Here is a 24,458-nt window from a genome sequence, read left to right as displayed (position 1 = left end):
CCGACGTTGCCCGGCAGTCAGTGCTTCTGGTCATGCGCAGCGTGGCCCGCGCGGCGGGGCACACCAGAGTTAACGCAGTACGCCATTCATTTTCGGCGTCAGCGCGCCGTAATCGTTAATGGTGCGATAGGTGATGGTGCTGCCGGCATCCGCGGGCAGCTTGACGCTGGTTTTGCCCATCGGCGGCACCAGGGCGTTTTCCAGAATGCGCGTTCCGGCGTTCAGTTCGGTCACCGTCAGGTAATAGGGGGTGGGATTAGTCAGCGTTAGCGACGATCCGTTGCGGCTAAAGGTCAGCTTATCCGGCGCCTGATCCGGGGGCAGGGCCAGTTTTGCCGGTCGGTAGTAGAGCTTGATGCGGCTGATAATCGCCAGCTGGAGGGTGTTGTCGCTGAGCTTCGATTTATCCATTGAAGGAATGGCCTTCACGTTCATCCAGAACAGGCTTTCCCGATCCTGCGGCAGCTGGTTATTGGTCGCGTCGATAATGCGCAGGGTGTTCTCTTTTTTGCCCTGCATGGCAAACAGGGGGGGAGTGATAACAAACCGGCCGTCTCGCTGCCCATCGGCATTTTCCACCCATGACTGAATAAGCCAGGTGCTGTTGTCGTCGTTATTGGTGACCGCCAGCTGGACCTGTTTCTGACCCGCCGGGTAGATGACCCGGGTCGCGCCCAGCGCGACGCCCGCGTGCGCGCTGGCGCTCAACGCGCTGGCGGCGAAAAGCGCACATCCCGTCAGTATGCCGCGTATCGTCGTTGCCGTTTTTCTCACATTATCTCCTTGTCTGCTCACGGTGTTGTCCTGCTGGTCTGCGGGTTGATTACTGGTAGGTTAATGAGAACCAGGCCTGGGCGTTGGCCGCCCCGCCGGTGACCTGGCGTCCGGTCGCCCGATATTTGGCGACGAAATTTAGCGTCGTCGGTCCGCGGTAGAGCGGCACCCAGCGATCCGGCGGACGATTGAGGGGCAGCTGCTGGCCCTGACTGTCGAACAGCGCAATGCCGATCCCGCTGGCGATCCCCGGGCCTTCGCCCACCGACAGCACATCGGGGTTTTTGCCGTCAGCCACGCCGTGAAATGCCACCCCGACATGCTGGCTGACCGCCGTACTGCAATCCTGTAAATGAATCGCGAAAGGGATCGGGTTGCTGTCTTCGCCCACGTCGTGAAATCGGTTACTGCTGATCTGTCCCAGATTGACCGTCATCTGCCGATCGCCGGCTTCAACGCGGCAGGAACTGGCCATGATCAGGCCCTGAAAGCGCATGCTCCCTCCCGGCAGCGTGACGTTCCACTGATTACCGGCCAGCGCCAGCGGAGGCAGCAGCAGTAGCAGACCCGATTTCATTCCCTGCATCGTTTCACCCCGGTTGCAAAATTATGCGCGGGCCCTCCTGGCCCGGATGGCTTCCTTGCCTGATGGTTGCCTTACTCGTACTGCACTTTGAAGGTGGCGTCCGCGTTCGCGATACCGGCGGTCGCGGCGCCAGTGGCGTAGTAACGCGCCTGGAACGGAATGATGTTGGTGCCGTCATTCAGGGTGGTGGCTGCGCTGAAGGTGGCGCCGTCCAGCGCCAGCGGCGTGCCGGTGTTGTCGAGGATCTGTACGCCGACGTTGGTCGCGCTGCCGGCGGCAGAGTTTTGCAGCGCCAGAACGGTGGTATTGCTGCTGTCGATAGCCGTACCGGCGAAGGCGACGGACGCTTTGGTTGCTACCGTGGTGTCACAATCATCCAGCTGAATGTTGAAACCGACGGACGAACTGGTGCTCCCCGCCGTGGCCAGTTTCGCGGAACGCACCTGGCCCAACTGGACGGTTTGATCGATAGAGCCGGCATCTACCGCACAGGCCGCGTTAACGACTTCCCCTTTAAAATGGACGGTCCCGCCGTTAACCGTGGTGGTATCGGCCAGGGCCGCCGCGGAGCTCAGAGACAGGGCTGACACAACAATCATTGCCAGTGTTTTGATTTTCATACTGTTTTCCTTTGAACGATGTCGAAATAACGAACCGGATTGGCAGCCGTTGTGCCTTCCAGGCATTTCAGATTTCAGCCGAGTGGTCCGGCTGCCGGCTCTGCACAGTTTTCGCCCAACCGATGAGACAATTGGGGCCATTTTGACTCGTTGAGATAAACGATCTGATTTCCGTTTAATTACGCCTGTTTTATGGTGTTAAGTTCTGAGAAATGTTGTTTATATGGATATTTAATCTGTGGTTGTTGGCGGAGTGCGAAAGGAAGAGCGATGCCGCTGGCGAAGGCGCGTCGATGCCCCGGGAGGTCAGGGTGAGAAAAGTGCGTAATTGATGTTTTAAAAATGATTTAAAATCAGATGATTATGAATTTTTTTGCACAAATATGGCGTGGTGAGTTGCAAAATATGTCAAAACATTTTTATGATATAAACAGTTTGGCCCCAATTGACCTGTTCACGGTTTATTTTTTTAATTAAATTCAATCGGTTGTATCAATTCCCGCTTCTGCATTGTTTTCTCCAATAAGATTATTTCTTTCCCATATTCCGGCAAAACGCGCCGCATTGCTGGCGGTGTAGCGCACCGTGTGTCGAATATTACGATGACCGAGATAATCCTGGATCAAACGGGTATCTGTCCCTCTTTCCGCCAGTTCGTAGCCGCAGGCGTGACGCAGCATATGGGGGTGGGTCTGCGTTACGGTACCTGCCTTTTCCCCGGCGGCGCGAATAATACGATATGCCTGCTGGCGTGAGAGCGGGGTACCGCGACGGGAGATAAACAGCGCGTCGGTTTTGGCCGCCGCTTTCCAGCCGGCGCGGACCTGACTCCAGCGCTCAATAGCCTCACGTTCATCAAAGCGCAGCGGGTGAATAGTCGAAAAACCGTTCTTCAACCGCCGCACATTGACCCGGCCTTCCCGTAGATCCAGATCGTGATAGTGCAGATCCAGCAGTTCGCTGATGCGCATCCCGTGGCGAAAGGCGAGCAGTATGAGGCAGTAGTCCCGCTCGCCGGTGGCGCCCTGACGCGCGGCCTGCATCATAGCCTGAACTTCTTTGGCGGTAAGAAAACGACGTCGGTTCACAATAGTTGCTCCTGAAAAAGATGTGAGGGGTCGTCATGGCGAAACCATACGCCATGACGGAAAAGATCCGGAATGCGAGAACGGTACAAGGTGAAGGCGATTAACCACGCATAGATAGCATATTATATTTACAGCCAGTCAAAATATCGCCTGGCGATAATTCTTAATTTTAGAGATTTTAAGCAAGGCCACAATAGATCTGCTCGGGTTTCATAGCATGTGCATAAAATAAAAGGTTTTTTTCAAACGATAGATTTTAAAAATAGCGGGATGGATTTTAGCCAACAATAAATAGTCACGGCAAAACCGGAATTTATGCAGGGTTAATTGAACGAGGTGACCGCAGGATTAAATAAGAACTTGCGGGAACAGTAATCATAATTAACCGAGGGTTAATTTATTGATATTTAATTTCCCCGCAACGCGGTACAACGCCATCCGTGGCGTCAGGCTTACTGAAGCAGCGTCAGGCGCTGTTTGTCGCGCGTATTGTCCCAGATACCATAGAAGCGTCCCGCGTTGCTGGCGGTATACCAGACGGTATGGCGAATATTGCGGTGTCCGAGATAGTCCTGGATCAGGCGGGTATCGATACCCATATTGGCCAACGCAAAGCCACACGAGTGACGCAGCATGTGCGGGTGGATCTCCAGCGGCAATCCCGCCTGGTCGCCAGAAGAGGCGATAATCTGATAGAACTGCTGGCGGGAAAGGGGATTGCCTTTGCGGGAGAGAAACAGCCACTCGCTGGCGGCCTGCGGCCAGGTGTTGCGAATGGCCAGCCAGCGCTTTAGGGCGTGGATCTCTTTATTCAGCAAAGGGTGGGTGGTCGAGAACCCCTTTTTTAGCCGATGGATATAAACGCAGCGGGAAGCAAGGTCGATATCGGATATTCGCAGGCGACAGATCTCGCTGGCGCGCAGACCATGGATGAAGCACAGCAGCGTCAGGCAATAATTACGTGCGGCGTAGGGACCGCTATCGGCGGCTTTTAGTAGCGACTCGATTTCATTCTGAGTCAGGAAGTTCCTTTTTTTAATATCGGCGTTATTCGTCATGGTGTTCCCTTTTATGGCAGGCAAATATTACGCTTTCCAGGCCTGCGTCAGGTCATTGTTAAATGCGACTGCCTTTTTATTTTTAAACAGCGTGCTGATAACGTTTTTATTTGCTACGGGTGCACGCAGTGTCATGGGCTATCGCCATCCCCTGCGATAAGACGCCGCATGCTGAAGGGTAAAGAAAGGGTTAGCTGGTTGAACTGGCGAATCTTTCCTGGAGGTTTCCACGTCCTGTACATCCCTGATCCTCTTGATGATGCCCACGTGATGATGAAGGCACTGGCTTCCGGCCACGGCAAGGCGGCCATCAATGCCGTCATGATTTATTTCCCGGCTGTCGGGGCGGCACGGCGTCAGCCAGCCGGCCGCCCGTATCTCAGCGACGGGAATGGCATGAGTAATTTCTCAGACAGAATACAACCTTGAACCGTCTGGATAGCATTCACTGCAAAACTACAACAGTGATTAAACCATACTGCAAAAAGCCTGGGGATAATAGCCATTGTCTCTGTAAGGGCACTTTACGTATTATTTAAAGGGTTGAGCTTAATCTTAATAGTGCAGGGGTAGCAGCGGGCGGTAATCGGCGGTAGCGGTGATATCAGGCTGTGGGTATTAGTAGCCATGGACTGCGGACCGGTTGCGGGTAATATTCTGCAGCAAACTAAGAATAAAGGGCAGGCAGGGCTGGACGCGACCGTCCGGCGTCACAGGCGGAGTGAAAGGCTCCGGTGGCAGAAGACCTCGATCTGACATTCGCCGGAGCAGGCTGACTTACCATTTTTCGTCGCGGGCTTCCTGACGACCTTCGCGGCGGTTTTCCCGCTTATCGTGACGGCAGCTGGCGTTGCTTTGATTGTTGTTGCTGACGCACTCTTGCTTGGTTTCACGGCCCTGCTCGCGGCTATCCTGGCGGATATCGCGGGCGTCCTGGCGCTGGTCGCTGCGCCAGGTCGCCTGCGCCGAAAGCGAGGGCGTCAGCAGCGCGACGCACGCCAGGGCGAGTAAACATCTTTTCATCGGAGTGGTCCTGTTAATGCATGTATTAAATAAATAGCAGTTAATGAATATTCGTGCCTGATGCGCAGGATGATAAAGTACATAAAGTGCCAGGATAGCGATAACTGATTTATTTTTATCTGTTTTTAGACGTGTAACGACTGCTCTTATATGTTATTCAGGGTGCCAGCATTAAAAACAAACGTCTGTGGTATGCTGAAGAGAGTAAAGTGCTTTGTGCAAAGATAGGGCAGAGGGTAGGTACAGGAGCCCGCTGATGCTGATAATGCGGAGCCTTGTGACCTCGAGCATTGACGAGAAAAACGCCGACAAATCATCCATCCTTGAAAACAGGCACTATTGTTCGCCGGGCATGAGATTGTCGTCCGGTGGTTCATCTCTTTTCACCATGGCATAACGATGATGATTCCGATTGCGCAGCGCGACTGGCGCCTGCTGGTCGCCGGGAGCGGCGGCCTTCTTCTGCTGGCCGCCGGCGTCACCTTGCACAGCCACTGGAGCGACTTTCTCCAGTGGTGCCTCGCCACGCAAATTACCCTGCATCGCTATCTGGTGATGTACCTTTTGCTGCTGAACAACCATCAGTACAGCGGCGGCGTCTGGCTGCTGGTGGGCGCATTTCTTTACGGCGTGCTGCACGCTATCGGACCGGGCCACGGTAAGTTTATCGTCACCACTTACCTGAGCACCAACCAGGAGAGCCTGACCGCGGCGCGGGTGGTGCCTTTTCTCGGCAGCCTGCTGCAGGGCGTGAGCGCCATCCTGTTTGTCTATATTCTCGCGGTGGGGCTGAATCTGGCCGCCGGCGATCTCAGCGCCAGCCGCTGGTACGTCGAGAAGATCAGCGCCCTGACCATCGCCGCCTTTGGGGTTTACGTTATCTGTCGCGCGCTGCAAAGCCTGCGGCCGGGTAAAACAAGGATACGCGCCCTGAGGCCGGCGCATCAGCATGATGCCGCGTGCGGCTGCGGGCACCACGGCGTGGGGCAGGACCTGCAGGGCGCCGACTGGAAGACACGTCTGGGCGTGGTGCTGGCTATCGGCGCCCGGCCCTGCAGCGGAGCGATTATGATCCTGCTGTTCGCCAACGCGCTGGGGATCGTCAGCTGGGGCATCGCCGCGGTGATGACCATGGCGCTGGGCACCGCGCTCTCGATCCTCGGTCTATCGCTGGCGGTGCACTATGCCCGTCACCGTACCGTCAACCGGCTGGCGGCGACCAGCCGTCCGCGGCCCTGGCTGGTGCCGCTGGTGAAGATCCTCGGCGGGCTGGCGCTGATCCTCTTTGCCGCCGGGTTGTTTTTCACCGTGGTGCCGATCAGCGCTAACGGCGACTTTATCGCCGCGGGCTGTTAACGGCTTTCCAGCAGGCGCATCAATATCCGCAGCGCCTGATCCAGCTGCTGGCGCTCGCCATCGCTGAGCCCCGCCAGCAGCTGCCGTTCATTATCGACATGGGTCTCCACCGCCTCATCGATGCGCTCACGTCCGGCGGGCGTCAGGGCGACCAGCATACTGCGGGCGTCTTCCGGATTGGGCAGGCGGGTAATAAACCCGCGTTTTTCCAGCGCCTTCAGGCGATGAGTCATGGTGCCGGAGGTGATCATCAGCGTGGAGAAGAGCTGGGTCGGCGAAAGAATGAACGGCGCCCCGGCGCGGCGCAGCGTCGCCAGCATGTCAAACTCCCAGCGCACCAGTTCGTGGCGCGTAAAAGCCACTTCCACCTGCGGCTCCAGCAGCATGGCGCACCGTTTCAGACGGCCAATCGGCCCCATTGGGCTGCAGTCGAGATCCGGCCGCTCCCGTTGCCACTGGGCGAGAATCCGATCAACGGCGTCGATCGGCGGTGATTTGTCCATGAGTGCTCACTTGTCTTGATATCAAGATAATTGCGGGTACATACTTGAGGCACCAATTTAACTTGAAGTGAAGATAAAATCATGGCTTTTCTCTCGCGTAGTCTGATGCTCGACCTGCTGCTCACGGCGCTGGCGCCCGCTATCTGGGGGACGACCTACATCGTCACCTCCCAGTTTCTTCCCCCTGACCGGCCGTTTATTGCCGCACTGCTGAGGGTGTTGCCGGCAGGTATCGCCCTGCTGATCTGGAGCCGCCGCTTTCCGCAGCGCGGCGAATGGCTAAAGCTTATCGTTACCGGCATCTTAAATATCGGCGCGTTTCAGGCGCTGTTGTTTATCGCCGCCTATCGCTTACCCGGCGGGCTGGCGGCAGTGATTGGCGCGATCCAGCCGCTGCTGGTGATGCTTCTCGCCTGGTGCGTAGACCGGCAGCGCTCGCCCTGGCTGGCGGTATTCTCAGCCCTCGCCGGCATACTCGGTATGGCCATGCTGCTGCTGTCGCCGCGCACCGTCCTCGACCCGCTGGGCATCGGCGCGGCGTTTCTCGGGGCGATCAGTATGGCGCTGGGCACCTGGCTCTCCCGCCGCTGGGCGCTCTCCCTGCCGATCGTCGCGTTAACCGGCTGGCAGCTGGCGATCGGCGGGGTGGTGCTGGCGCCAGTGGCGCTGATCGTTGACCCCCCTTTGCATCAGGTGACTGCGCTGCAGGCGGCCGGCTATCTGTGGCTGTGCGTGGCGGGCGCCATGCTGGCCTATGGCCTGTGGTTCCGGGGGATTGGCCGCCTCTCGCCGGTGGCGGTGTCGGCAATGAGCCTGCTGAGCCCGGTGACCGCCGTGGTGCTGGGGTGGATTTTCCTTGGACAAACGATCCAGGGGATGGCGCTGGTCGGGCTGATCGTGGTGCTGGCGAGCGTATTGTCTATTCAGCGCGCGCTGGCGCGCCAGGCGGCGGGGGCAAAAACGAAAAAAGCCCCATAACGGGGCTCGACATTGCTGTGTGCGGGGTAGGCGGCGGGAGCCAGACCAGCCGCCCGCAGGCGGCCTGTCCGGCAGCTCCCTCTGCAACCATTCGCTTATTTAGAGAGCTCGGCGGTCATATGGACCTGGTTGCCGGTGTACGCTTCGGTGATGTGGTAAGAAGCGCCTTGTTCTTTCGCAATGGTCGCGATTTTCGCTTCTGCGCTGTCCAGGGTATCTGCTGTTACGCTCACCGGATGAGCGAAGCTAGCGAAAGAGACCAGGGAGAGCATACCGGCAGCGGCGAGTAATTTTACGTTTTTCATGGTGTTTGTCCTTTTAACTTTTATGGTGGAAAGCGTGTTTGCTTTCGATGGACTTATAATAAGTCTGCTAACTATAACGCGCGTGGCAAAAAGTGCGATTTAGATCACATTTTTATGGTGGTTTGATGATGGGGAAATGAAGCTTCCTCTATTTTTTAATTTAAAAACAAAGGATTAGTGATTAATTTCTGCAGGGGATATCACGCGGACTGCCTGTGCTCAGAGTGTGGAATGCGCCTCATTTACGCGTTTACCATTCATTGTGTGAATTGTTTGGGCGGTTTTTAACCGCCGTCATGGCGGATTCGGACGATTCGCAATAGCCCTCTGGCGGCCATTTCGGCATGCTGTGGCGGCCATTTCTCTCGTACCCTGGCGTCAGGCTTTCCGTGCTGTAAACAACCACCACCCCGTTTTCACCTATCAATAATTATTTATTAATAGCCATTAGGTATATGTTATATAACTTAATGAAACGTGAACAAATGTATATTTGTCGGCGAATAAATAGCATTCTTTGACGCCGATAGCACCAGCGAACTTATATTTTTTGGTTCGTTACCTGACGCCTTAAATATTGCGGCTCCCGGTCAGTCGAAGATTCTATTAGCAGTGGCATAAATCAGCATCGCCTGATGTTTCTGGTTCTATGCGAATTCACAGTGTGCTCATTGATTCGTAATTCACTCTGACAAGGAAATGGCAATGAAAAAGGTTCTTCTCTCTGCAGCAATGGCAACCGCGTTTTTTGGCATGACTGCTGCCCATGCAGCTGATACCAATGTTGGCGGCGGCCAGGTTAATTTCTTCGGTAAAGTTACCGATGTATCCTGTACTGTTTCTGTTAACGGCCAGGGCAGCGATGCGAACGTTTACCTGTCTCCGGTAACCCTGACTGAAGTTAAAGCGGCAGCAGCGGATACTTACCTGAAACCGAAATCTTTCACCATTGACGTCTCTAACTGCCAGGCGGCTGACGGCACCAAACAGGATGACGTAAGCAAACTGGGCGTAAACTGGACCGGCGGTAACCTGCTGGCTGGCGCAACCAGCAAACAACAGGGCTACCTGGCGAACACCGAAGCTTCCGGTGCTCAGAACATCCAGCTGGTGCTGTCTACTGACAACGCTACCGCGCTGACCAACAAAATCATCCCGGGTGACAGCACTCAGCCGAAAGCGAAAGGCGATGCTTCCGCTGTAGCCGATGGCGCGCGTTTCACCTACTACGTAGGCTACGCCACCAGCGCGCCGACCACTGTGACCACCGGTGTGGTAAACAGCTACGCGACTTACGAAATTACTTACCAGTAATTCCGTCAGAAAATAAAACTGCCCCGCGATGGGGCAGTTAATAACAATAATAAAGCGGCAATGTCCGCCGCTTGTATTTTTATTCTGAGGTCAGCATGAAGCGTATTGCCCTTTTTTTCTGTTTCATTTTTAGTTTTGCGGCCCATGCCAACAATATTATTGTTAACGGTACCCGCTTTATTTATCCAGGAAATGAAAAAGAAATAACGGTACAGCTTTCAAATAACGCCGACCGTCCGGCGCTGGCGCAGGCCTGGCTGGATAACGGCGATGCCGATGCCACACCGGATACCATTACCACCCCGTTTATTATCACCCCGCCGATTTCGCGCGTTGACGCCAAGAGCGGCCAGACGCTGCGTATTAAGCTCGGCAGCAGCGCCGGTCTGGCGAAAGATAAAGAGACGCTGTGGTGGCTGAATCTGCTGGAAATTCCGCCGGTGGTGGCTGATCAGAAAAATGAAGGCCAGAACGTGCTGCAGCTGGCGATCCGTTCCCGCTTTAAATTTATTTATCGTCCTGCCGGGCTGGGCAACCGCGATGCGGCGGCCGAGAAGCTGACCCTGACCGCCAGCGGCAGCAGTCTCGCCATCAACAACCCGACGCCGTTCTACATTACCGTCAGCCGTATTTCCCGCGACGGCGGTAAAGCCCTGAACAGCAAAACCGTGATGCTGGCGCCGCAGTCCAGCCAGACGGTGGCGCTCTCCACCGCCGTCAACCGCGGCGAAACCCTGACCGTTAACAACATTAATGACTATGGCGCCGATGTCGCAGTGAAAGTGGCCGTTAAATAAGGGAAAAGCTAATGAAGCAGAGGTCATTCTGCCCGGGAAGATTAAGCACCGCGATCGCCATCGCGCTGTGCTGCTTTCCGCCATTTTCCAGCGGACAGGAAAACCCGGGAACGGTATATCAATTTAACGACGGCTTTATTGTCGGCAGTCGCGAAAAGGTCGACCTGTCACGCTTCTCGACCAGCGCGATTACCGAAGGCACTTACTCCCTTGACGTCTACACCAACGACGAATGGAAAGGGCGCTACGATCTGCGCATCGCGCGCGACAAAGACGGTAACCTTGGGGTCTGCTACACCAAAGCGATGCTGACCCAGTACGGCATCGCGGCGGAAAAGCTCAATCCGCAGCTGAGCGAACAGGAAGGCTATTGCGGTAGCCTCAAATCCTGGCGCAACGAAGACAACGTCAAAGACAACCTGGTCCAGTCCTCCCTGCGGTTGAACATTTCAGTGCCGCAGATCTATGAAGATCAACGCCTGAAAAACTATGTCAGCCCGGAGTTCTGGGACAAAGGCATTACCGCGCTTAATCTTGGCTGGATGGCCAACGCCTGGAACAGCCACACCTCTTCGGTCGGCGGGTCGGATAACAGCAGCGCCTACCTTGGCGTCAACGCCGGTCTGTCGTGGGACGGCTGGCTGCTGAAGCATATCGGTAACCTGAACTGGCAGCAGCAGCAGGGTAAAGCGCACTGGAACAGCAACCAGACCTATCTCCAGCGGCCGATCCCGCAGATCAACTCCATCGTCAGCGGGGGGCAGATTTTTACCAATGGCGAATTTTTCGACACCATCGGTCTGCGTGGGGTCAACCTCGCCACTGATGACAATATGTTCCCGGACGGCATGCGCTCCTATGCCCCGGAAATTCGCGGCGTGGCGCAGAGCAACGCCCTCGTCACCGTGCGTCAGGGCAGCAACATTATCTATCAGACCACCGTTCCGCCGGGGCCGTTTACCCTGCAGGATGTCTATCCATCCGGCTATGGCAGCGATCTTGAAGTCTCGGTAAAAGAGGCGGATGGCTCGGTGGAAGTGTTCAGCGTGCCTTATGCCTCCGTTGCTCAGCTGCTGCGTCCGGGCATGACCCGCTACGCGCTCTCCGCCGGTAAAGTGGACGACAGCGGGCTACGCAACAAGCCGATGCTCTATCAGGCGACCTGGCAGCACGGGATCAATAACCTGCTGACCGGCTACACCGGGGTCACCGGCTTTGACGACTATCAGGCCTTCCTGGTGGGCACCGGGATGAACACCGGGATCGGCGCGCTCTCTTTTGACGTCACCCATTCGCGGCTGAAGAGCGATACCCATGATGACTCGGGGCAGAGCTATCGCGCCACCTTTAACCGCATGTTCACCGATACCCAGACCAGCATCGTGCTGGCGGCGTATCGCTACTCGACGAAAGGTTATTACAACCTCAACGATGCGCTGTACGCCGTCGATCAGGAAAAAAACAGCCGCAGCAACTATACGCTGTGGCGGCAAAAAAACGGCATGACCTTCACGGTGAACCAGAACCTGCCGGAAGGCTGGGGCGGGTTTTATCTCAGCGGTCGTATTTCCGATTACTGGAACCGCTCCGGGACCGAGAAGCAGTATCAGGTCAGCTACAACAATTCGTTTGGTCGTCTCTCCTGGTCGGCGAGCGCCCAGCGCGTCTATACCCCGGACAGCTCCGGCCATCGCCGCGACGATCGCATTTCACTCAACTTCAGCTACCCGCTGTGGTTTGGCGATAACCGCACCGCCAACCTGACGTCGAACACCTCGTTCAACAACTCGCGCTTTGCCAGCTCGCAGATTGGTATCAATGGCTCGCTGGACAGTGAAAACAACCTTAACTACGGCGTGTCGACCACCACCGCCACCGGCGGTCAGCACGATGTGGCGCTCAACGGCAGCTACCGTACGCCATGGACCACCCTCAACGGCAGCTACAGCCAGGGCGAAGGGTATCGTCAGAGCGGCATTGGCGCCAGCGGGACGATGATCGCCCACAGCGGCGGCGTGGTGCTCTCGCCGGAAAGCGGCTCGACGATGGCGCTGATTGAAGCCAAAGACGCGGCCGGCGCCATGCTCCCGGGATCGCCGGGCACCCGCGTGGACAGCAACGGTTACGCCATCCTGCCGTATCTGCGCCCGTACCGGATCAACGCCGTCGAGATCGACCCGAAAGGCAGCCATGACGACGTGGCCTTCGATCGCACTGTGGCGCAGGTTGTGCCGTGGGAAGGCAGCGTGGTTAAGGTGGCGTTCGGCACCACGGTGCAGAACAACCTCACCCTGCAGGCGCGCCAGGCGAACCATGAGCCGCTACCGTTCGCGGCGAGTATTTTCTCCCCCGACGGCAAGGAGATCGGCGTCGTCGGTCAGGGCAGCATGATGTTCATCAGCGATGCGAACGCCAAACGCGCGATTGTGAAGTGGAGCGGCGGGCAGTGTTCGGTGGATCTGGGACAGCAAACAACAAAGGATAGCGTATGTCGCTGAGGAAATTACTGACGCTTTTTATCGTCTTAATGGCGCTGGGCACCACCTCGTCCTGGGCCGTCTGTACGCGTCTCTCTTCGCCAACGGTGATGCTGGACATGGTGGTGGGCAGGGTGGTGGTGCCCCCGGATCTACCGGTGGGCTCGGTGATCCTCACCCGCGACTGGACGATGAGCGCCCCGGGCGGGGCGAGCTATCGCTGTACCTCCGGCACCAACCGCTTCGCGGCGAAGATCGTCTCGCCAGGGGCCACCGATCTTGGGAATAAAATTTATTCCACCAACGTGCCGGGGATTGGTATGCGTTTCAGCCGCGGCGGCGCGACGGTGAATATCGTCTATCCCGACGTCTATTCGTCCCGGGTGTATAACACCACCAACTATTCCCTTGAAGGGTCACGTTTTACGCTGGAGATTATCAAAACCGCGGCAACCACCGGCAGCGGCACCCTTGCGGCGGGAAAATACACCTCCTATGACTGGGAGAGCGGCGGCAACCCGATCCTCGAAACCTATCTGAGCGCCAATGCGATCACCGTGGTCTCGCCCTCCTGTTCGGTACTGAGCGGGAAAAATATGAATGTTGATGTGGGCGCCATCAGACGCACTGACCTGAAAGGGGTGGGCACCACCGCGGGCGGGAAGGATTTTAATATCGATCTGCAGTGCAGCGGCGGCCTGAGTGAAACGGGATACGCCAACATCAGCACCTCTTTTTCCGGCACCCTGGCGACCAGCACCACCGCCACCATGGGCGCCTTGCTGAATGAAAAGGCCGGCAGCGGGATGGCGAAAGGCGTCGGCATCCAGGTGCTGAAGGATGGATCCCCGCTGCAGTTTAATAAGAAATATACCGTTGGCCGCTTGAATAATCAGGAGACTCGCTACATCACCATCCCGCTGCACGCGCGCTTTTATCAGTATGGCCCGACGACCAGCACCGGCGAGGTGGAGTCGCATATGATCTTTAACCTGACGTACGATTAATACGGGAGGGGGAATGAAGGGATTGCCGAAACATACTATCGCGTGGCTGCTGCTCTGCGGCAGCCTCGCCGCCCCCTCGGCGTGGGGTTTCGAGACCAATTATGATCGCGGACGGGTCGATTTTGCCGGGCGGGTGACGGATATTTCCTGCAGCGTCGCGCTCAATGGCGGCCAGCATGCCGGCAGCGGCAACGTCTGGCTGGCGCCGGTCAGCCTGGCGGAAGTGCACGATCGCGGGGCCGGCGCGTTTATGAAGCCGCAGCCTTTTACCCTGGCGCTGTCAAACTGCCAGCTGCGTCATGACGGCGGCGACGCCTCGCAGGACGAGGTGCGGCGGGTCAGCGTTCGCTGGGTCGACGGTTTTTTACTGACGGCGGTCGGCAATGAGAACGCGGGCTATCTGGCCAATACCTTGCCAGACGGAGCGCAGAATATTTATCTGGCGCTGTCGACCAATGATAATAATACGCTGGATAAGAGTAATAAAATTGTCCCTGCGGACCCGCAGCAAAATCAGGTGCATTTGCAGGAAAGCGCGGTCAGCGGCGGCCTGTTCACCTATTATGTGGGCTACGTTTCGCCGACGCCGAAAAGCGCCACCAGCGGGCCAATTACCAGCTGGGCAACGTGGGAATTAGTTTATAATTAAGCGAGACGAAAAAGCCGGGCAAGCCCGGCTTTTTTATATGACAATATCGTCGGCAACCAGCTGTTCAATGCTGACTTCCTGCCAGTAATGCCCCTGAATAGCAAACCACTCCATACCCTGCAGCCATTTTTTATGGGCTTCGCTTTCCACGCCTTCAATAATCACGTTGTGATGATTGCGGGATAAAAAGGTGACCAGCGCATCCATCAGCTGACGGCCGGACTCTTTGCGCATCAGGTGCCAGAAAAAATCTTTATCAATTTTGACATAGTCAAAATGATAACCGCTGATGGCGTTTATCCCCGCGTAACCAGAGCCGAAGTCGTCGAGCCACAGCGAGGTATCCTGCGGGCTTTGCCAGGCGGCGAGGGAATTATTCAGAAGTTTCTCGGCGTTTTCGGTCACTTCAAAATGGACGCAGGTCAGGGCGGCAATTTTCTCTTTTATTTCCTTCTGGCGTAGCAGATTCAGGATATGGTCATCGACGTTAATGGTGGCGGAAATATGGTTACGTAAAAACCATGCTTTATGCTGTTCAATCAACGCCAGTTGCTCGAGAAAAATACGTTCACGAACCGCCGCGGTGGCATGGCGGAAAAAATATTCTGGCGAAACGGGAAGATTATCGAAGCGGCTTAAGCATTCAACCGCGACTAAGGTACCTTGTGGGGAAAACATTTTCTGAAAGACGTAGCGTACAGCGATATCATTACGAGATAAAATGTTGTCTTCGAATATTTTAGTGTTCATTATCCCTCTTCACGAGGTTAGTCAGACAATAAGCAGAGGATAGACTAATTATAGGCTACCTGATGGTTAATGGGAATGGCAGGAAATGTAAATCAACAGCGAATAAGTACGCTTTATCCGCTATTGATTTACCGCTGTATAATTTAACATTGATGAAGGGCGGCAATACGCTGGTTCATCGTGCGGGAATTATCAATGCCCAGCTTTTGCATGATATGGATACGATGGCTGTGGACCGTTTTATGGGCAATGCCGAGCAGGGCGGCAATACGCTTATTATTATTGTTGGCAATCAGCAGTTCGAGGATCTGGCACTCCCGCTGCGACAGCTGTTTGCGCAATCGTCGCGGCGGCGGTTCGCTGGCGCCCTTCGCGCGCTGGATAATGGAAGTAAACATAGATAGCGGTGAGTTTTCGCTAATAATCATGGCATTATCGACAGTTATCAACTCTCGGCATAGCCCGGCAATGTCGCTTTTTACCATCAGCACCGGCTGCTGGCAGCGCTGCAGGGAAAGGCGGAGCGCATTCAGCAGATCAAGGATTCTGATGGCAGAAATATCCTTATTAATTAAATTGAAAATAACCGTTTGGGCCACAGGCAGATGTTTTCTCAGGAAAACATCGTCATAGCCAAAACGGGTGGCATTTTCATGACTATCAATAAGGTAGTGATAGATTGAGTGACCAATGAGATTATCATTGGTGTACAGCAATATACTTTCCAAGGGTATCAGATTCTCTTTTTGCGCTTGGCTTCTAAGATCAGGTCCAGCAGAATCTTCTCTATTCTGCGCTGGTCGTCGAGATGACGGAACTTAAACTGGCAGGATATCTGATAGTAGCTTTCGCTCTCTTCATTGGGATTGTCGAGGGTGATAATAATGACATTTTTTACCACCAGGTCGATGGTGATCTCGCCATATTCCGCCAGCATCAGTACGGCATTTTTCAGCAATGCGTTATGACTGAGAAATTTCAGGTTTGGCGTTTTGGTCATCAGCGCGCAACCGCCGTCCGAAATGTCTTTGATGTCGAAAAGATAGTTTTCGCCATTTTTATGGCGCCCGCGGCAATAAAAGTCATGCTCGTGGCGTAAACGAAAGCGGGGATCGCGGCGACGCTGCACGACCTGCAGGCATTCAGGCAAGGAAAAGGCGTAGCGGATACCTTTATCGACACCGCTATTGTCATGTTTTGTCAGGGCTGCATTAAACTCTATTTTCCCTGAATCGCTATGCAGTAGAAAACGAATTTTATGACCCGGTGGGATTTTGCGATGGGTCTGAATATGGAACTCGGCAAAGTCCACGCGCGTCAGTTGGGTTATGATACTGGTGTTGTTAAAAAATATTTCAATTTCAGTACGTTTGCGCAACTCCTCTCTGAAAATAGCAATAATTTCATACTTACTGATCTTTATCGTTCCCTCTGTCATAGGCTTCCCTTGTAAATAGTTGTCGTGAGGCGTTTGATTTTTCTTATAGCAATAGCAACATTCTGATTGGGTTAATCAGATGTTTTTATGAGCGTTTGATGTTATTGACTATCTTTGCAGCCAGATTGATATGTATAAACTTGGAATTCGATATTGTGTTTCCTGTAATCAAGAGTTTCAAATTTTGGTCATGACAAAAACGACAACGGCCTCCAAGCTGGAGACCGGTCGAAGGAAAAAACTTAAGTTTAATTAACGGGGATAATGAGAAAACGATCGTCGATCATGCCCCATTTGTAGGATCTATAGTGCCAGCAGTGTTGAGGTTTTTCCAGGCAAATATTGAGGAGGGAAGTCGTTCCCTCCATTTGGCCTGAGGGGTCAGGGATGCGCGCGATTGGCGATATTATCCAGGATGCGTAGCGCATCCGCTGGCAGAACCAGCCCGGCGGCGGCAATATTTTCCGCCAGGTGCGTGCGGGATGAGGTGCCGGGGATCAGTAGAATATTGGGCGCGCGCTGGAGTAGCCAGGCGAGGGCGACCTGCATCGGCGTCGCCTCAAGCGAGGCCGCGACCTCGTTCAGCTCCTGCGCCTGCAGCGGGGTAAAACCGCCCAGCGGGAAGAAGGGGACCCAGGCGATGTGCTGGGCGGCCAGCGCATCCACCAGCGCGTCGTCGGCGCGATGGGCAATGTTATAGAGGTTTTGCACGCAGACGATAGGCGTCATTTTCTGCGCATCCGCCACCTGCTTTGCCGTCACGTTGCTAAGGCCAATATGGCGGATCAACCCTCGCGCCTTCAGCTCCAGCAGGGTGGCGAGCGGCGCCTCCAGCGACCCCTCCACCGGGCCGTGGGGGCTCAGCATACTGCGCAGGTTCACCACCTCCAGCACGTCGAGCCCCAGGTGACGCAAATTGTCCTCGACGGCCTGGGTCAGTTCAGCAGGCGACATGGCTGGCAGCCAGTTGCCTTTTTCGTCACGGCGGGCGCTGACCTTGGTGACAATGCACAGATCGTCGGGGTAGGGGTGAAGCGCTTTGCGGATCAGCTGATTGGTCACATGGGGGCCATAGAAATCCGAAGTATCGATATGGTTTACCCCAGCTTCGACGGCGGCCTGCAGCACGCGCACCGCTTCTTCAGGATCTTTCGGCGGGCCGAAGACGCCGGGGCCGGCCAGCTGCATGGCGCCGTAACCCAACCGATAGACCTGGCGATCGCCGAGCATGCCGCGACCGGATAAGGTGACACTGGACATAGGAACTCTCCTCACGGTGGCTAAGCCGTAAGTGTAATGCGCTCACAAGGAAGGGAAGGGCGAGAATGTTGTCAGAATGTGCGACAGCGGCTCAGGCAAGCCGCTGTCGCCGGAGGCGGATTAGCCGAAGAACATCACGGAGACGCAGAGCAGGCCGACCACCAGAGTGATGGCGTTCCCCACCGAGCGATACGGCTTCAGCGCCGGGATAAGCCAGGTTGACAGCGTGGGCATGATAAACAGGATCATGGCGATAAGCGGTCCGCTGATGGCGTAGATCATCGAGATCGCATTCGGGTTGATAAAGCACACCGCAAAGGTGAAGGCGGAGACCAGCATGATCGACATCGCGCGGTTGAAGGCGCGGCTCTTGCGCACGCCCATCAGGCCCAGCGAGCTTTTGACGATTTCGCTGGCGCCTTCAATGACCCCGAAGTAGGTGCCGAGAAAGGATTTCGACATGGCGACCACGGCGACGATAATGCCGGTCACCGCCAGCCAGCCCGGCGCGCCCGGCACCATCGACAGGGCGGAGAGGATAGTCACCCCCTGATCGCGGGCGGTCTCAATATAGGTCGCCGGGATAGCCAGCAGGCAGCTGAAGACGAAAAACAGCACGCTGGCGCAGATGATGGTGTAGGCCACCTTCATGATTTTTTTGCATTTACCCATGGCCAGGTCGCCGTGTTTCTCCTGCTGGTCGATAGCAAAAGTCGAGATGATCGGCGTATGGCTAAAAGCGAAAACCATCACGGGTATGGAGATCCAGACCTGGTGGAGCGTCTGCGAGCTGAACTGCATCTGGCTGGTGAGATGTTCCGGATGCCAGTCGCGGATTAAATAGAGGGAGAGAAACAGAAAGCAGGCGATGAGCGGGAAGACCAGAAAGCCCATCACCTTGATGGTGATCTGCCGGCCCATGAGAAAGATCAGGTTAAGGACCAGCACCACGCCAAGACTCAGCAGCGCGCGTAGCGCAGGCGTCATCGGCGTGTGATGCGCCACCTGCTCGGCCAGCGAGTTGGTGATGGCCACGGCGTAGATCAGCACGACCACAAAGAAGGCGAGGAAATAGAGGCCGGTGATCAGGTTGCCAATTTTCTTACCATAGTAGTGATTGACTGCGCCGGTGATCCCGGTTCCCGGCGCGATATTGGCCGAGAGAATAAACTGGCTCAGCGCTTTGTGAGGCCAGTAGGTGAGCGGCCAGGCGACCAGCGCGGTGATGAAAAGGACGATGGCGCCAGCCGAACCCAGCTGGATCGGTAGAAATAGCGTCCCAGCGCCTACTGCAGTGCCATATAAGGCAAAACTCCATAGAGTTTCTTCTTTAGACCAAATTTTAGACATTATGCGACTTTATCAACCGTCAAACCAAAAAAAAGGAGTGCAATTTACCATATTTATGGTTCATCTGTTGCGATAGTTTTTGGTGATAAAGCCGCGGCGGATCGCGAAGGATCCGCCGCGGGGCTAGCCGCGTGCCGCCTGGCGCGGGCGGCGGTGACGGATCACGCGCTCGCGCAGGGTGTCCCAGACCCAGTTAAACGCCATGGTGTAGGGCAGGAAGAAGAGCATGAAGCCGATCTCCAGCATAAACGCCTGCAGTAGCGATACCCCCAGCACGATGGCCACCATGGTGACGCCGATGATAACAAAGCCGGTCTCGAAGCCGATCGCGTGCAGCGCCCGCACTTTCAGCCGACGGGGGACGCGGGAGACCGGCCACAGTCGATCGAAAGCCGCGTTATAAATGATGTTCCATACCATCGCCAGGGTGGCGAGCAGAATGCTCAGCCCGCCCATCTCCACCACCGAACGCTGCATTAGCCAGGCGGCGGCGGGGGCGAGGATCAGCGTCGCCAGTCCTTCGAAGGTGATGGCGTGGATAACGCGTTCGGTGAGCGTCTTGCGCTGATGTGGGGTCTGTTGCATGGCGAGCTACCTCCAGTTTTAGCCTGAACAGGAAATTACCCGGCAGTTTATGGAAAAATATGATAAACAAAAGATAGAAACCATCGATAAAGTAGATACATCATGCGTTATTCACCGGAAGCGTTAACCGCCTTTGTCGAGGCCGTTGACAGCGGGTCGTTCTCCGCGGCCGCCCGTCGCCTGCGGAAAAGCCAGTCGACGATCAGTACCGCTATCGCCAACCTGGAGGCTGACCTCGGGGTGACCCTCTTCGATCGGGCAACGCGGCAGCCGACGCTGACGCCGCAGGGGGAGCAGGTGCTGAGCTATGTCAAAGCGATCCTCGCCGCCAGCGAGCGGCTGGATGAGCTGGCGGTGTCGCTGTCCGGCGAGACGGAGCCGCGACTGACCTTTGTGCTCTCGGATACCCTGCACCCGGACGTGCTGGAAGATCTGCTGGTGCAGTTTGACCGCCGCTTCCCTCATACCGAGTTTGAGTGTTTGATTGGCGAAGATGAGGACGTGATCGATCTCCTGCAAAAATCCCGCGCCCAGGTGGGATTGATTGAGGCGAGAGAGCGCTACCCGACCGATATCGGCAGCACCCGCCTGCCGCTGCAGACGGCGATGGGCATTTACGTGGCGCCTGACCATCCGCTGGCGGCGCAGGGCAAGGTTGTCTGGGATGAGCTGCGCAGCTGGCGCGAGCTGCGTTTGAGCACCTTTCTGGCCAGCGCCACGGAGCCTGCTGCCGGACAGGTCTGGTCGGCGCCAAACTACCTGCTGCTGCTCAGCATGGCGGTGCAGGGCTTCGGCTGGTGCATTCTGCCCTGCGCCCTGGTGGCGGAGTTTGCGCCGCAGGGCGGGCTGGTGGCGCTCGATATCCCCGGCTGGCCGCGGGCGATTTCGGTGGATCTGCTGTGGAATAAGAAAGCGCCGCCCGGGGCGGCGGGCAGCTGGCTGCGTCAGCATCTGCAGCGGCGTGAACGTTAACGAATGGCTAATTCTTTGTGATTGGCCTCACTTTTTTTAAACAATTACAAAGTTTTTTGATAACAATTATCTAGTATATCGCTGTTTCTTTGCGCAAAAGCACGGGCAGGGGTAGAGGATGAAGGATGTCGTGATCGTCGGGGCGCTGCGAACGCCGATTGGCTGCTTTCAGGGCGCGCTATCGCGCCATTCAGCCGTTGAGCTGGGTAGCGTGGTGGTGAAGGCGCTGGTGGAGAAGACGGGAATCGATCCGCAGAGCGTGGATGAGGTGATCCTCGGCCAGGTGCTGACCGCGGGAACCGGGCAAAACCCGGCCCGTCAGTCCGCTATTCGCGGCGGGTTGCCCAACACTGTATCGGCTATCACCATTAACGACGTCTGCGGTTCCGGCCTGAAAGCCCTGCACCTCGCCACCCAGGCCATCCAGTGCGGGGAGGCGGACGTGGTGATCGCCGGCGGCCAGGAGAACATGAGCCGCGCTCCGCATGTCCTCACCGACAGCCGCACCGGCGCCCAGCTGGGCAACAGCCAGCTGATTGACAGTCTGGTCCATGACGGCCTGTGGGACGCCTTCAACGATTACCATATGGGCGTCACGGCGGAAAACCTCGCCCGGGAATACGGCATCAGCCGCGAACTGCAGGACGCCTGGGCGCTCAGCTCGCAGCATAAGGCGCGCAAGGCGATTGATTCCGGACGCTTTCGCGATGAGATTGTCCCGGTCGTTACCGAGCATAACGGCGCGGCGCGCACCGTGGATACCGATGAACAACCGCGGGTGGATGCCAGCGCGGAAGGGTTGGCCAGCCTGCAGCCTGCCTTCGATCGTCTCGGATCGGTGACCGCCGGCAACGCTTCCAGCATCAATGACGGCGCGGCGGCGGTGATGATGATGAGCGAGGCGAAAGCCGAGGAGCTGAGGCTGCCGATCCTCGCGCGGATCCGCGCCTTCGCCAGCGTCGGCGTCGATCCGGCGCTGATGGGCATCGCCCCGGTGCACGCCACCCGCCGCTGTCTGGAACGGGCCGGCTGGCGGCTGGACGACGTCGATCTGATCGAAGCCAATGAGGCCTTTGCCGCTCAGGCTATCTCCGTTGGCCGGGTACTGGAGTGGGATGAGCGACGGGTCAACGTCAACGGCGGCGCGATCGCCCTCGGCCACCCGATCGGCGCCTCCGGCTGCCGGATTCTGGTGTCGCTGGTGCATGAAATGATCAAGCGCGATGCGCGTAAAGGGCTGGCGACGCTGTGCATTGGCGGCGGTCAGGGCGTGGCGCTGGCGGTAGAGCGCGCGTAGCGCTGAATGTCGATTTCCATGGCCTCCTGCGGGAGGCCTTTTTTATGCGCCGCGCTTTGCCGACCCCCTCTTTTTTGCCGTATTTCCCTTCTCCCCATCGTCAATTTATTGAGCTCCGTCACGTCTTGTTGTGCCACCTTTTTTGAAACAAATAACTACGATCCTGGTCACTAAAACTGAGGTGCTTAAAAAATAAAATAACGTTTCATAAAAACGAAATGACATTTTATTTATTATAAGGGGTACCCTATGTTAAAACGATCTCTGGTTCTGGCCGCCCTCTGCGGTATGTCTTTTGCGGCAACCGCGGTCACGATAGATTTACGTCATGAATTTATTGATGGCGGCAAGAGCGATAAAAGCAATGCCGACCGCGTCTCGGTATCCCACCGCTTCGCCAACGGGCTAGGCTTTACCGTGGAGGCCAAATGGCGTTCAGGCGGCGACAACGGTTCGCAACCCTATTCGGACGTGGTGGGCAACGGCCATGAAGACACTATCAGCTGGCGCTGGAAAGCGACGTCGAACCTTTTCCTCACCCCCGGGTTTACCATAGAGAGCAACGACAGCCGCTCCATTTACAAGCCGCATCTGCACGTACAGTACAGTTTCGACAATGGCTTCTATGTCGCCGCTCGCTATCGCTATGAGTACACCCGCTATCCGAACGATGCCGGTAAAGATGATGACAAGGTGAATCGCGGCGACGCGTGGGCCGGGTTTGCCCTCGGCGACTGGCGCACCGAGCTGAACTATGTCTATGCCCGCAGTTCGGAAGGGGTGAACCGCAACGACAACAAACCCTACTCACAGGAATATAACGTGAAGGTAGCCTATAAGCTGGATAACAACTGGTCGCCGTATGGTGAAATCGGCAACGTCGGCGTGAATGACCGCAGCGATCGCCAGACCCGTTTCCGCGTCGGGGTGGCCTACTCGTTCTGATTTCCGCCAGACCCTCATCGCCTCTCTTCCCCGGCGCCGTCAGCCGGGGTTTTTTATGCGCCAAAGCGAGAGAACAAAAAAAGCCCTCCGCGAAGGAGGGCAAGGCCAGTTACAGAAAAACGTTCGCCGGGCTCAGGCGCTCAGCATCGGCGGATGGTCAGGTAATTTCGCGATATAGATGGCCGGCTTGCCGTCTTTATCGGAGCTGAACAGAATGGCGCTGTCATCCGGCGTAAACGAGGGGTGCGGGTGAGTCACCTGGCGGCTGTTGGCTACCGTCGCCCACGAGGTATCATGGCGCGCGACGCGGAAGTAGCGCTTCTCCGCCACGTTAAAGACGTAGAGATAAGGATCGTTATCAATGGAGTAGCCGCCGGTATCTTTGACATCGACCGGCGTGCCCGATCCATCGCCCACCAGCAGCGTGCCGTCGAAATTGCTCATCAGATGCGAGCAGGCGGGCATCGTCATCAGGGCCTCGTTGACGCCGCTTTCCGGATCAAAGCGATAGATCGTCCGTCCCTGCTGGCCTTTCAGATAGGAGACGTAGATCAGCGCTGAACCGTCCGGTACCCAGAATTCATGGGTGCAGCTTTCGCCCGGGGCATGCGCTTTGACTTTACGCACGTTGCTGCCATCTTCATTGACCAGCCACATGCGGGCGTCAACCAGATCGTGCGGCCCTTCATGGCAGAAGGCGACGGTATGGTCGTCGAAGGGACGATAGATCGGATGTCCCAGCCAGATTTTTTCCTCATGGATCACCTGGCTCTCACCGCTGCGCAGGTCGACGCGCAGCAGGCGGCAGTGCGGTCCTTTGTGGAAGAAGTCATGAAAAATCTGCCAGTCGTTGAGCGGCGTCCAGTCGCTTTTCGCAATCTCAATGCCTACCAGTTTGCTGCAATCGCTGTTCGCCACCCAGGTGCCATAGCCGACCCACTCCTCGCTGACGCGGTAAACTTCACGCTCGGCGAGGGTGGTGAGGTTCACCTCCAGCAGGGTACGGTCATTTTTCACGTAATAGAGCGACTTATCGTCCGGGGAGAGGAAGCCGCCGAAGGTGTTATCCCCGGCGCCTTCCGTCAGCTGGACGGCTTCGGCGCTGGCGATATTCAGCAGATAGTAGTTCCAGTGGCCGTCAAACTCGCCGGCGAACAGTAAATGGCTGCCATCGTTAAAAAAGCACTTCTGATAGAAGTAGTTGCGATGACAGGTGACCTCCGGGGGGGTTAAGCGGGTGACTTCCGCCCCGGTATCCGGATCGCGGCTGACGTGATAGTTCAGTTTGACCCGCATGCCTTTAGCCATGTAGTGCTCCTTTCTTTC

The 24,458-nt window shown here is 56.3% G+C and carries 26 protein-coding genes; 11 read left to right on the top strand and 15 right to left on the bottom strand.

What is annotated here, in order from left to right:
- Positions 1–69: 69 nt before the first annotated feature.
- The 5 genes from ACOI6Z_RS07030 to fimB all read right to left on the bottom strand — a co-directional run bounded on the left by ACOI6Z_RS07030 (position 70) and on the right by fimB (position 4,126).
- The gene (locus ACOI6Z_RS07030) at positions 70–753 is read right to left on the bottom strand and encodes a fimbria/pilus periplasmic chaperone (protein WP_369808580.1); all 684 of its coding nucleotides are present in this window, start codon (positions 751–753) and stop codon (positions 70–72) included.
- A 70-nt stretch (positions 754–823) separates the two neighbouring features.
- Positions 824–1,360, bottom strand: a complete 537-nt coding sequence (locus ACOI6Z_RS07025) for a fimbrial protein (RefSeq protein WP_012967260.1) — start codon at positions 1,358–1,360, stop codon at positions 824–826.
- Between the two features lie 71 nt (positions 1,361–1,431).
- Complete coding sequence (gene fimA, locus ACOI6Z_RS07020; protein WP_004205364.1) at positions 1,432–1,980, bottom strand: type 1 fimbrial major subunit FimA; 549 nt, start codon at positions 1,978–1,980, stop codon at positions 1,432–1,434.
- 479 nt (positions 1,981–2,459) lie between these two features.
- Positions 2,460–3,068 carry a type 1 fimbria switch DNA invertase FimE gene (gene fimE, locus ACOI6Z_RS07015; protein WP_032454002.1) on the bottom strand — a complete coding sequence of 203 codons (609 nt, stop codon included), beginning with the start codon at positions 3,066–3,068 and terminating at the stop codon, positions 2,460–2,462.
- Positions 3,069–3,520: 452 nt separating this feature from the next.
- Entirely contained in the window at positions 3,521–4,126 is a 606-nt protein-coding gene (gene fimB / locus ACOI6Z_RS07010; protein WP_050533775.1) for a type 1 fimbria switch DNA invertase FimB, read from the bottom strand.
- Positions 4,127–4,294: 168 nt separating this feature from the next.
- Here fimB and ACOI6Z_RS07005 point away from each other — a divergent pair, with 168 nt between their 5' ends.
- Positions 4,295–4,555 (top strand): hypothetical protein, encoded by a 261-nt coding sequence (locus ACOI6Z_RS07005; RefSeq protein WP_032428979.1) that lies wholly within the window; start codon positions 4,295–4,297, stop codon positions 4,553–4,555.
- Between the two features lie 348 nt (positions 4,556–4,903).
- On the opposite strand, the gene ACOI6Z_RS07000 is transcribed toward ACOI6Z_RS07005, so the two are convergent.
- Entirely contained in the window at positions 4,904–5,149 is a 246-nt protein-coding gene (locus ACOI6Z_RS07000; protein ID WP_023290936.1) for a hypothetical protein, read from the bottom strand.
- Between the two features lie 399 nt (positions 5,150–5,548).
- Here ACOI6Z_RS07000 and ACOI6Z_RS06995 point away from each other — a divergent pair, with 399 nt between their 5' ends.
- Positions 5,549–6,505 (top strand): nickel/cobalt transporter, encoded by a 957-nt coding sequence (locus tag ACOI6Z_RS06995; protein ID WP_065813440.1) that lies wholly within the window; start codon positions 5,549–5,551, stop codon positions 6,503–6,505.
- On the opposite strand, the gene ACOI6Z_RS06990 is transcribed toward ACOI6Z_RS06995, so the two are convergent.
- Positions 6,502–7,008 (bottom strand): MarR family winged helix-turn-helix transcriptional regulator, encoded by a 507-nt coding sequence (locus tag ACOI6Z_RS06990; protein WP_023290934.1) that lies wholly within the window; start codon positions 7,006–7,008, stop codon positions 6,502–6,504. The genes ACOI6Z_RS06995 and ACOI6Z_RS06990 overlap by 4 nt on opposite strands.
- 81 nt (positions 7,009–7,089) lie before the next feature.
- Between ACOI6Z_RS06990 and ACOI6Z_RS06985 the strand changes: the two genes are divergently transcribed.
- Positions 7,090–7,986 carry an EamA family transporter gene (locus ACOI6Z_RS06985; RefSeq protein ID WP_023290933.1) on the top strand — a complete coding sequence of 299 codons (897 nt, stop codon included), beginning with the start codon at positions 7,090–7,092 and terminating at the stop codon, positions 7,984–7,986.
- 95 nt (positions 7,987–8,081) lie between these two features.
- On the opposite strand, the gene ACOI6Z_RS06980 is transcribed toward ACOI6Z_RS06985, so the two are convergent.
- On the bottom strand, positions 8,082–8,291 hold the full coding sequence (locus tag ACOI6Z_RS06980; RefSeq protein ID WP_002916131.1) for a DUF1471 domain-containing protein: 210 nt from the start codon (positions 8,289–8,291) through the stop codon (positions 8,082–8,084).
- Positions 8,292–8,996: 705 nt separating this feature from the next.
- On the opposite strand from ACOI6Z_RS06980, the gene mrkA reads away from it, so the two are divergent.
- From mrkA to mrkF, 5 genes are all read left to right on the top strand, one after another.
- Positions 8,997–9,605, top strand: a complete 609-nt coding sequence (gene mrkA / locus ACOI6Z_RS06975; protein WP_000756959.1) for a type 3 fimbria major subunit MrkA — start codon at positions 8,997–8,999, stop codon at positions 9,603–9,605.
- Between the two features lie 95 nt (positions 9,606–9,700).
- On the top strand, positions 9,701–10,402 hold the full coding sequence (mrkB, locus tag ACOI6Z_RS06970) for a type 3 fimbria chaperone MrkB (protein WP_048298224.1): 702 nt from the start codon (positions 9,701–9,703) through the stop codon (positions 10,400–10,402).
- 11 nt (positions 10,403–10,413) lie between these two features.
- Positions 10,414–12,900: a type 3 fimbria usher protein MrkC gene (mrkC, locus tag ACOI6Z_RS06965; RefSeq protein WP_044524639.1), complete on the top strand. Its 2,487-nt coding sequence runs from the start codon at positions 10,414–10,416 to the stop codon at positions 12,898–12,900.
- Positions 12,891–13,886, top strand: a complete 996-nt coding sequence (mrkD, locus tag ACOI6Z_RS06960) for a type 3 fimbria adhesin subunit MrkD (protein ID WP_023290930.1) — start codon at positions 12,891–12,893, stop codon at positions 13,884–13,886. Before mrkC ends, mrkD begins: the two co-directional genes overlap by 10 nt.
- Before the next feature lie 13 nt (positions 13,887–13,899).
- Complete coding sequence (gene mrkF / locus ACOI6Z_RS06955) at positions 13,900–14,535, top strand: type 3 fimbria minor subunit MrkF (protein WP_065812385.1); 636 nt, start codon at positions 13,900–13,902, stop codon at positions 14,533–14,535.
- Positions 14,536–14,568: 33 nt separating this feature from the next.
- On the opposite strand, the gene mkrJ is transcribed toward mrkF, so the two are convergent.
- The 6 genes from mkrJ to ACOI6Z_RS06925 all read right to left on the bottom strand — a co-directional run bounded on the left by mkrJ (position 14,569) and on the right by ACOI6Z_RS06925 (position 19,918).
- Positions 14,569–15,285 carry a phosphodiesterase MrkJ gene (gene mkrJ / locus ACOI6Z_RS06950; protein WP_023290928.1) on the bottom strand — a complete coding sequence of 239 codons (717 nt, stop codon included), beginning with the start codon at positions 15,283–15,285 and terminating at the stop codon, positions 14,569–14,571.
- 143 nt (positions 15,286–15,428) lie between these two features.
- Positions 15,429–16,001 (bottom strand): LuxR C-terminal-related transcriptional regulator, encoded by a 573-nt coding sequence (locus ACOI6Z_RS06945; protein WP_074423613.1) that lies wholly within the window; start codon positions 15,999–16,001, stop codon positions 15,429–15,431.
- A gap of 17 nt (positions 16,002–16,018) precedes the next feature.
- Entirely contained in the window at positions 16,019–16,723 is a 705-nt protein-coding gene (gene mrkH, locus ACOI6Z_RS06940; protein ID WP_420687108.1) for a transcriptional activator MrkH, read from the bottom strand.
- 381 nt (positions 16,724–17,104) lie between these two features.
- Positions 17,105–17,983, bottom strand: a complete 879-nt coding sequence (locus ACOI6Z_RS06935; RefSeq protein ID WP_065812383.1) for an aldo/keto reductase family oxidoreductase — start codon at positions 17,981–17,983, stop codon at positions 17,105–17,107.
- Positions 17,984–18,103: 120 nt separating this feature from the next.
- Positions 18,104–19,333 (bottom strand): amino acid permease, encoded by a 1,230-nt coding sequence (locus tag ACOI6Z_RS06930; RefSeq protein ID WP_023290924.1) that lies wholly within the window; start codon positions 19,331–19,333, stop codon positions 18,104–18,106.
- A 123-nt stretch (positions 19,334–19,456) separates the two neighbouring features.
- Positions 19,457–19,918, bottom strand: a complete 462-nt coding sequence (locus tag ACOI6Z_RS06925) for a multidrug/biocide efflux PACE transporter (protein WP_065812382.1) — start codon at positions 19,916–19,918, stop codon at positions 19,457–19,459.
- Positions 19,919–20,020: 102 nt separating this feature from the next.
- Here ACOI6Z_RS06925 and ACOI6Z_RS06920 point away from each other — a divergent pair, with 102 nt between their 5' ends.
- The 3 genes from ACOI6Z_RS06920 (at position 20,021) to ompK26 (ending at position 23,132) form a co-directional block, all read left to right on the top strand.
- Positions 20,021–20,890 (top strand): LysR family transcriptional regulator, encoded by an 870-nt coding sequence (locus ACOI6Z_RS06920; protein WP_032453992.1) that lies wholly within the window; start codon positions 20,021–20,023, stop codon positions 20,888–20,890.
- Positions 20,891–21,008: 118 nt separating this feature from the next.
- On the top strand, positions 21,009–22,187 hold the full coding sequence (locus tag ACOI6Z_RS06915; protein WP_065812381.1) for an acetyl-CoA C-acetyltransferase: 1,179 nt from the start codon (positions 21,009–21,011) through the stop codon (positions 22,185–22,187).
- Positions 22,188–22,436: 249 nt separating this feature from the next.
- A complete protein-coding gene (gene ompK26 / locus ACOI6Z_RS06910; RefSeq protein ID WP_004205398.1) occupies positions 22,437–23,132 on the top strand; it encodes a KdgM family porin OmpK26 in 696 nt (231 codons plus the stop codon).
- Positions 23,133–23,264: 132 nt separating this feature from the next.
- Here ompK26 and ACOI6Z_RS06905 read toward each other — a convergent pair whose 3' ends face one another.
- The gene (locus ACOI6Z_RS06905; RefSeq protein WP_032453989.1) at positions 23,265–24,440 is read right to left on the bottom strand and encodes an oligogalacturonate lyase family protein; all 1,176 of its coding nucleotides are present in this window, start codon (positions 24,438–24,440) and stop codon (positions 23,265–23,267) included.
- Positions 24,441–24,458 lie beyond the last annotated feature (18 nt).

Source organism: Klebsiella sp. C239 (assembly GCF_048822715.1).
Taxonomy (GTDB): domain Bacteria; phylum Pseudomonadota; class Gammaproteobacteria; order Enterobacterales; family Enterobacteriaceae; genus Klebsiella; species Klebsiella quasipneumoniae.
The sequence above is the reverse complement of the archived record's forward strand: the minus strand, read 5'-3'. Positions and strand labels throughout refer to the sequence as shown.

What these genes read in the sequence shown, in the direction of transcription:
- ACOI6Z_RS07025 (WP_012967260.1), bottom strand. Translation starts at nt 1,360, where the DNA reads ATGCAGGGAATGAAATCGGGTCTGCTACTGCTGCTGCCTCCGCTGGCG.
- fimA (WP_004205364.1), bottom strand. Translation starts at nt 1,980, where the DNA reads ATGAAAATCAAAACACTGGCAATGATTGTTGTGTCAGCCCTGTCTCTG.
- fimB (WP_050533775.1), bottom strand. Translation starts at nt 4,126, where the DNA reads ATGACGAATAACGCCGATATTAAAAAAAGGAACTTCCTGACTCAGAAT.
- ACOI6Z_RS07005 (WP_032428979.1), top strand. Translation starts at nt 4,295, where the DNA reads ATGCTGAAGGGTAAAGAAAGGGTTAGCTGGTTGAACTGGCGAATCTTT.
- ACOI6Z_RS07000 (WP_023290936.1), bottom strand. Translation starts at nt 5,149, where the DNA reads ATGAAAAGATGTTTACTCGCCCTGGCGTGCGTCGCGCTGCTGACGCCC.
- ACOI6Z_RS06995 (WP_065813440.1), top strand. Translation starts at nt 5,549, where the DNA reads ATGATGATTCCGATTGCGCAGCGCGACTGGCGCCTGCTGGTCGCCGGG.
- ACOI6Z_RS06990 (WP_023290934.1), bottom strand. Translation starts at nt 7,008, where the DNA reads ATGGACAAATCACCGCCGATCGACGCCGTTGATCGGATTCTCGCCCAG.
- ACOI6Z_RS06985 (WP_023290933.1), top strand. Translation starts at nt 7,090, where the DNA reads ATGGCTTTTCTCTCGCGTAGTCTGATGCTCGACCTGCTGCTCACGGCG.
- ACOI6Z_RS06980 (WP_002916131.1), bottom strand. Translation starts at nt 8,291, where the DNA reads ATGAAAAACGTAAAATTACTCGCCGCTGCCGGTATGCTCTCCCTGGTC.
- mrkA (WP_000756959.1), top strand. Translation starts at nt 8,997, where the DNA reads ATGAAAAAGGTTCTTCTCTCTGCAGCAATGGCAACCGCGTTTTTTGGC.
- mrkB (WP_048298224.1), top strand. Translation starts at nt 9,701, where the DNA reads ATGAAGCGTATTGCCCTTTTTTTCTGTTTCATTTTTAGTTTTGCGGCC.
- mrkC (WP_044524639.1), top strand. Translation starts at nt 10,414, where the DNA reads ATGAAGCAGAGGTCATTCTGCCCGGGAAGATTAAGCACCGCGATCGCC.
- mrkD (WP_023290930.1), top strand. Translation starts at nt 12,891, where the DNA reads ATGTCGCTGAGGAAATTACTGACGCTTTTTATCGTCTTAATGGCGCTG.
- mrkF (WP_065812385.1), top strand. Translation starts at nt 13,900, where the DNA reads ATGAAGGGATTGCCGAAACATACTATCGCGTGGCTGCTGCTCTGCGGC.
- mkrJ (WP_023290928.1), bottom strand. Translation starts at nt 15,285, where the DNA reads ATGAACACTAAAATATTCGAAGACAACATTTTATCTCGTAATGATATC.
- mrkH (WP_420687108.1), bottom strand. Translation starts at nt 16,723, where the DNA reads ATGACAGAGGGAACGATAAAGATCAGTAAGTATGAAATTATTGCTATT.
- ACOI6Z_RS06935 (WP_065812383.1), bottom strand. Translation starts at nt 17,983, where the DNA reads ATGTCCAGTGTCACCTTATCCGGTCGCGGCATGCTCGGCGATCGCCAG.
- ACOI6Z_RS06930 (WP_023290924.1), bottom strand. Translation starts at nt 19,333, where the DNA reads ATGTCTAAAATTTGGTCTAAAGAAGAAACTCTATGGAGTTTTGCCTTA.
- ACOI6Z_RS06925 (WP_065812382.1), bottom strand. Translation starts at nt 19,918, where the DNA reads ATGCAACAGACCCCACATCAGCGCAAGACGCTCACCGAACGCGTTATC.
- ACOI6Z_RS06920 (WP_032453992.1), top strand. Translation starts at nt 20,021, where the DNA reads ATGCGTTATTCACCGGAAGCGTTAACCGCCTTTGTCGAGGCCGTTGAC.
- ACOI6Z_RS06915 (WP_065812381.1), top strand. Translation starts at nt 21,009, where the DNA reads ATGAAGGATGTCGTGATCGTCGGGGCGCTGCGAACGCCGATTGGCTGC.
- ompK26 (WP_004205398.1), top strand. Translation starts at nt 22,437, where the DNA reads ATGTTAAAACGATCTCTGGTTCTGGCCGCCCTCTGCGGTATGTCTTTT.
- ACOI6Z_RS06905 (WP_032453989.1), bottom strand. Translation starts at nt 24,440, where the DNA reads ATGGCTAAAGGCATGCGGGTCAAACTGAACTATCACGTCAGCCGCGAT.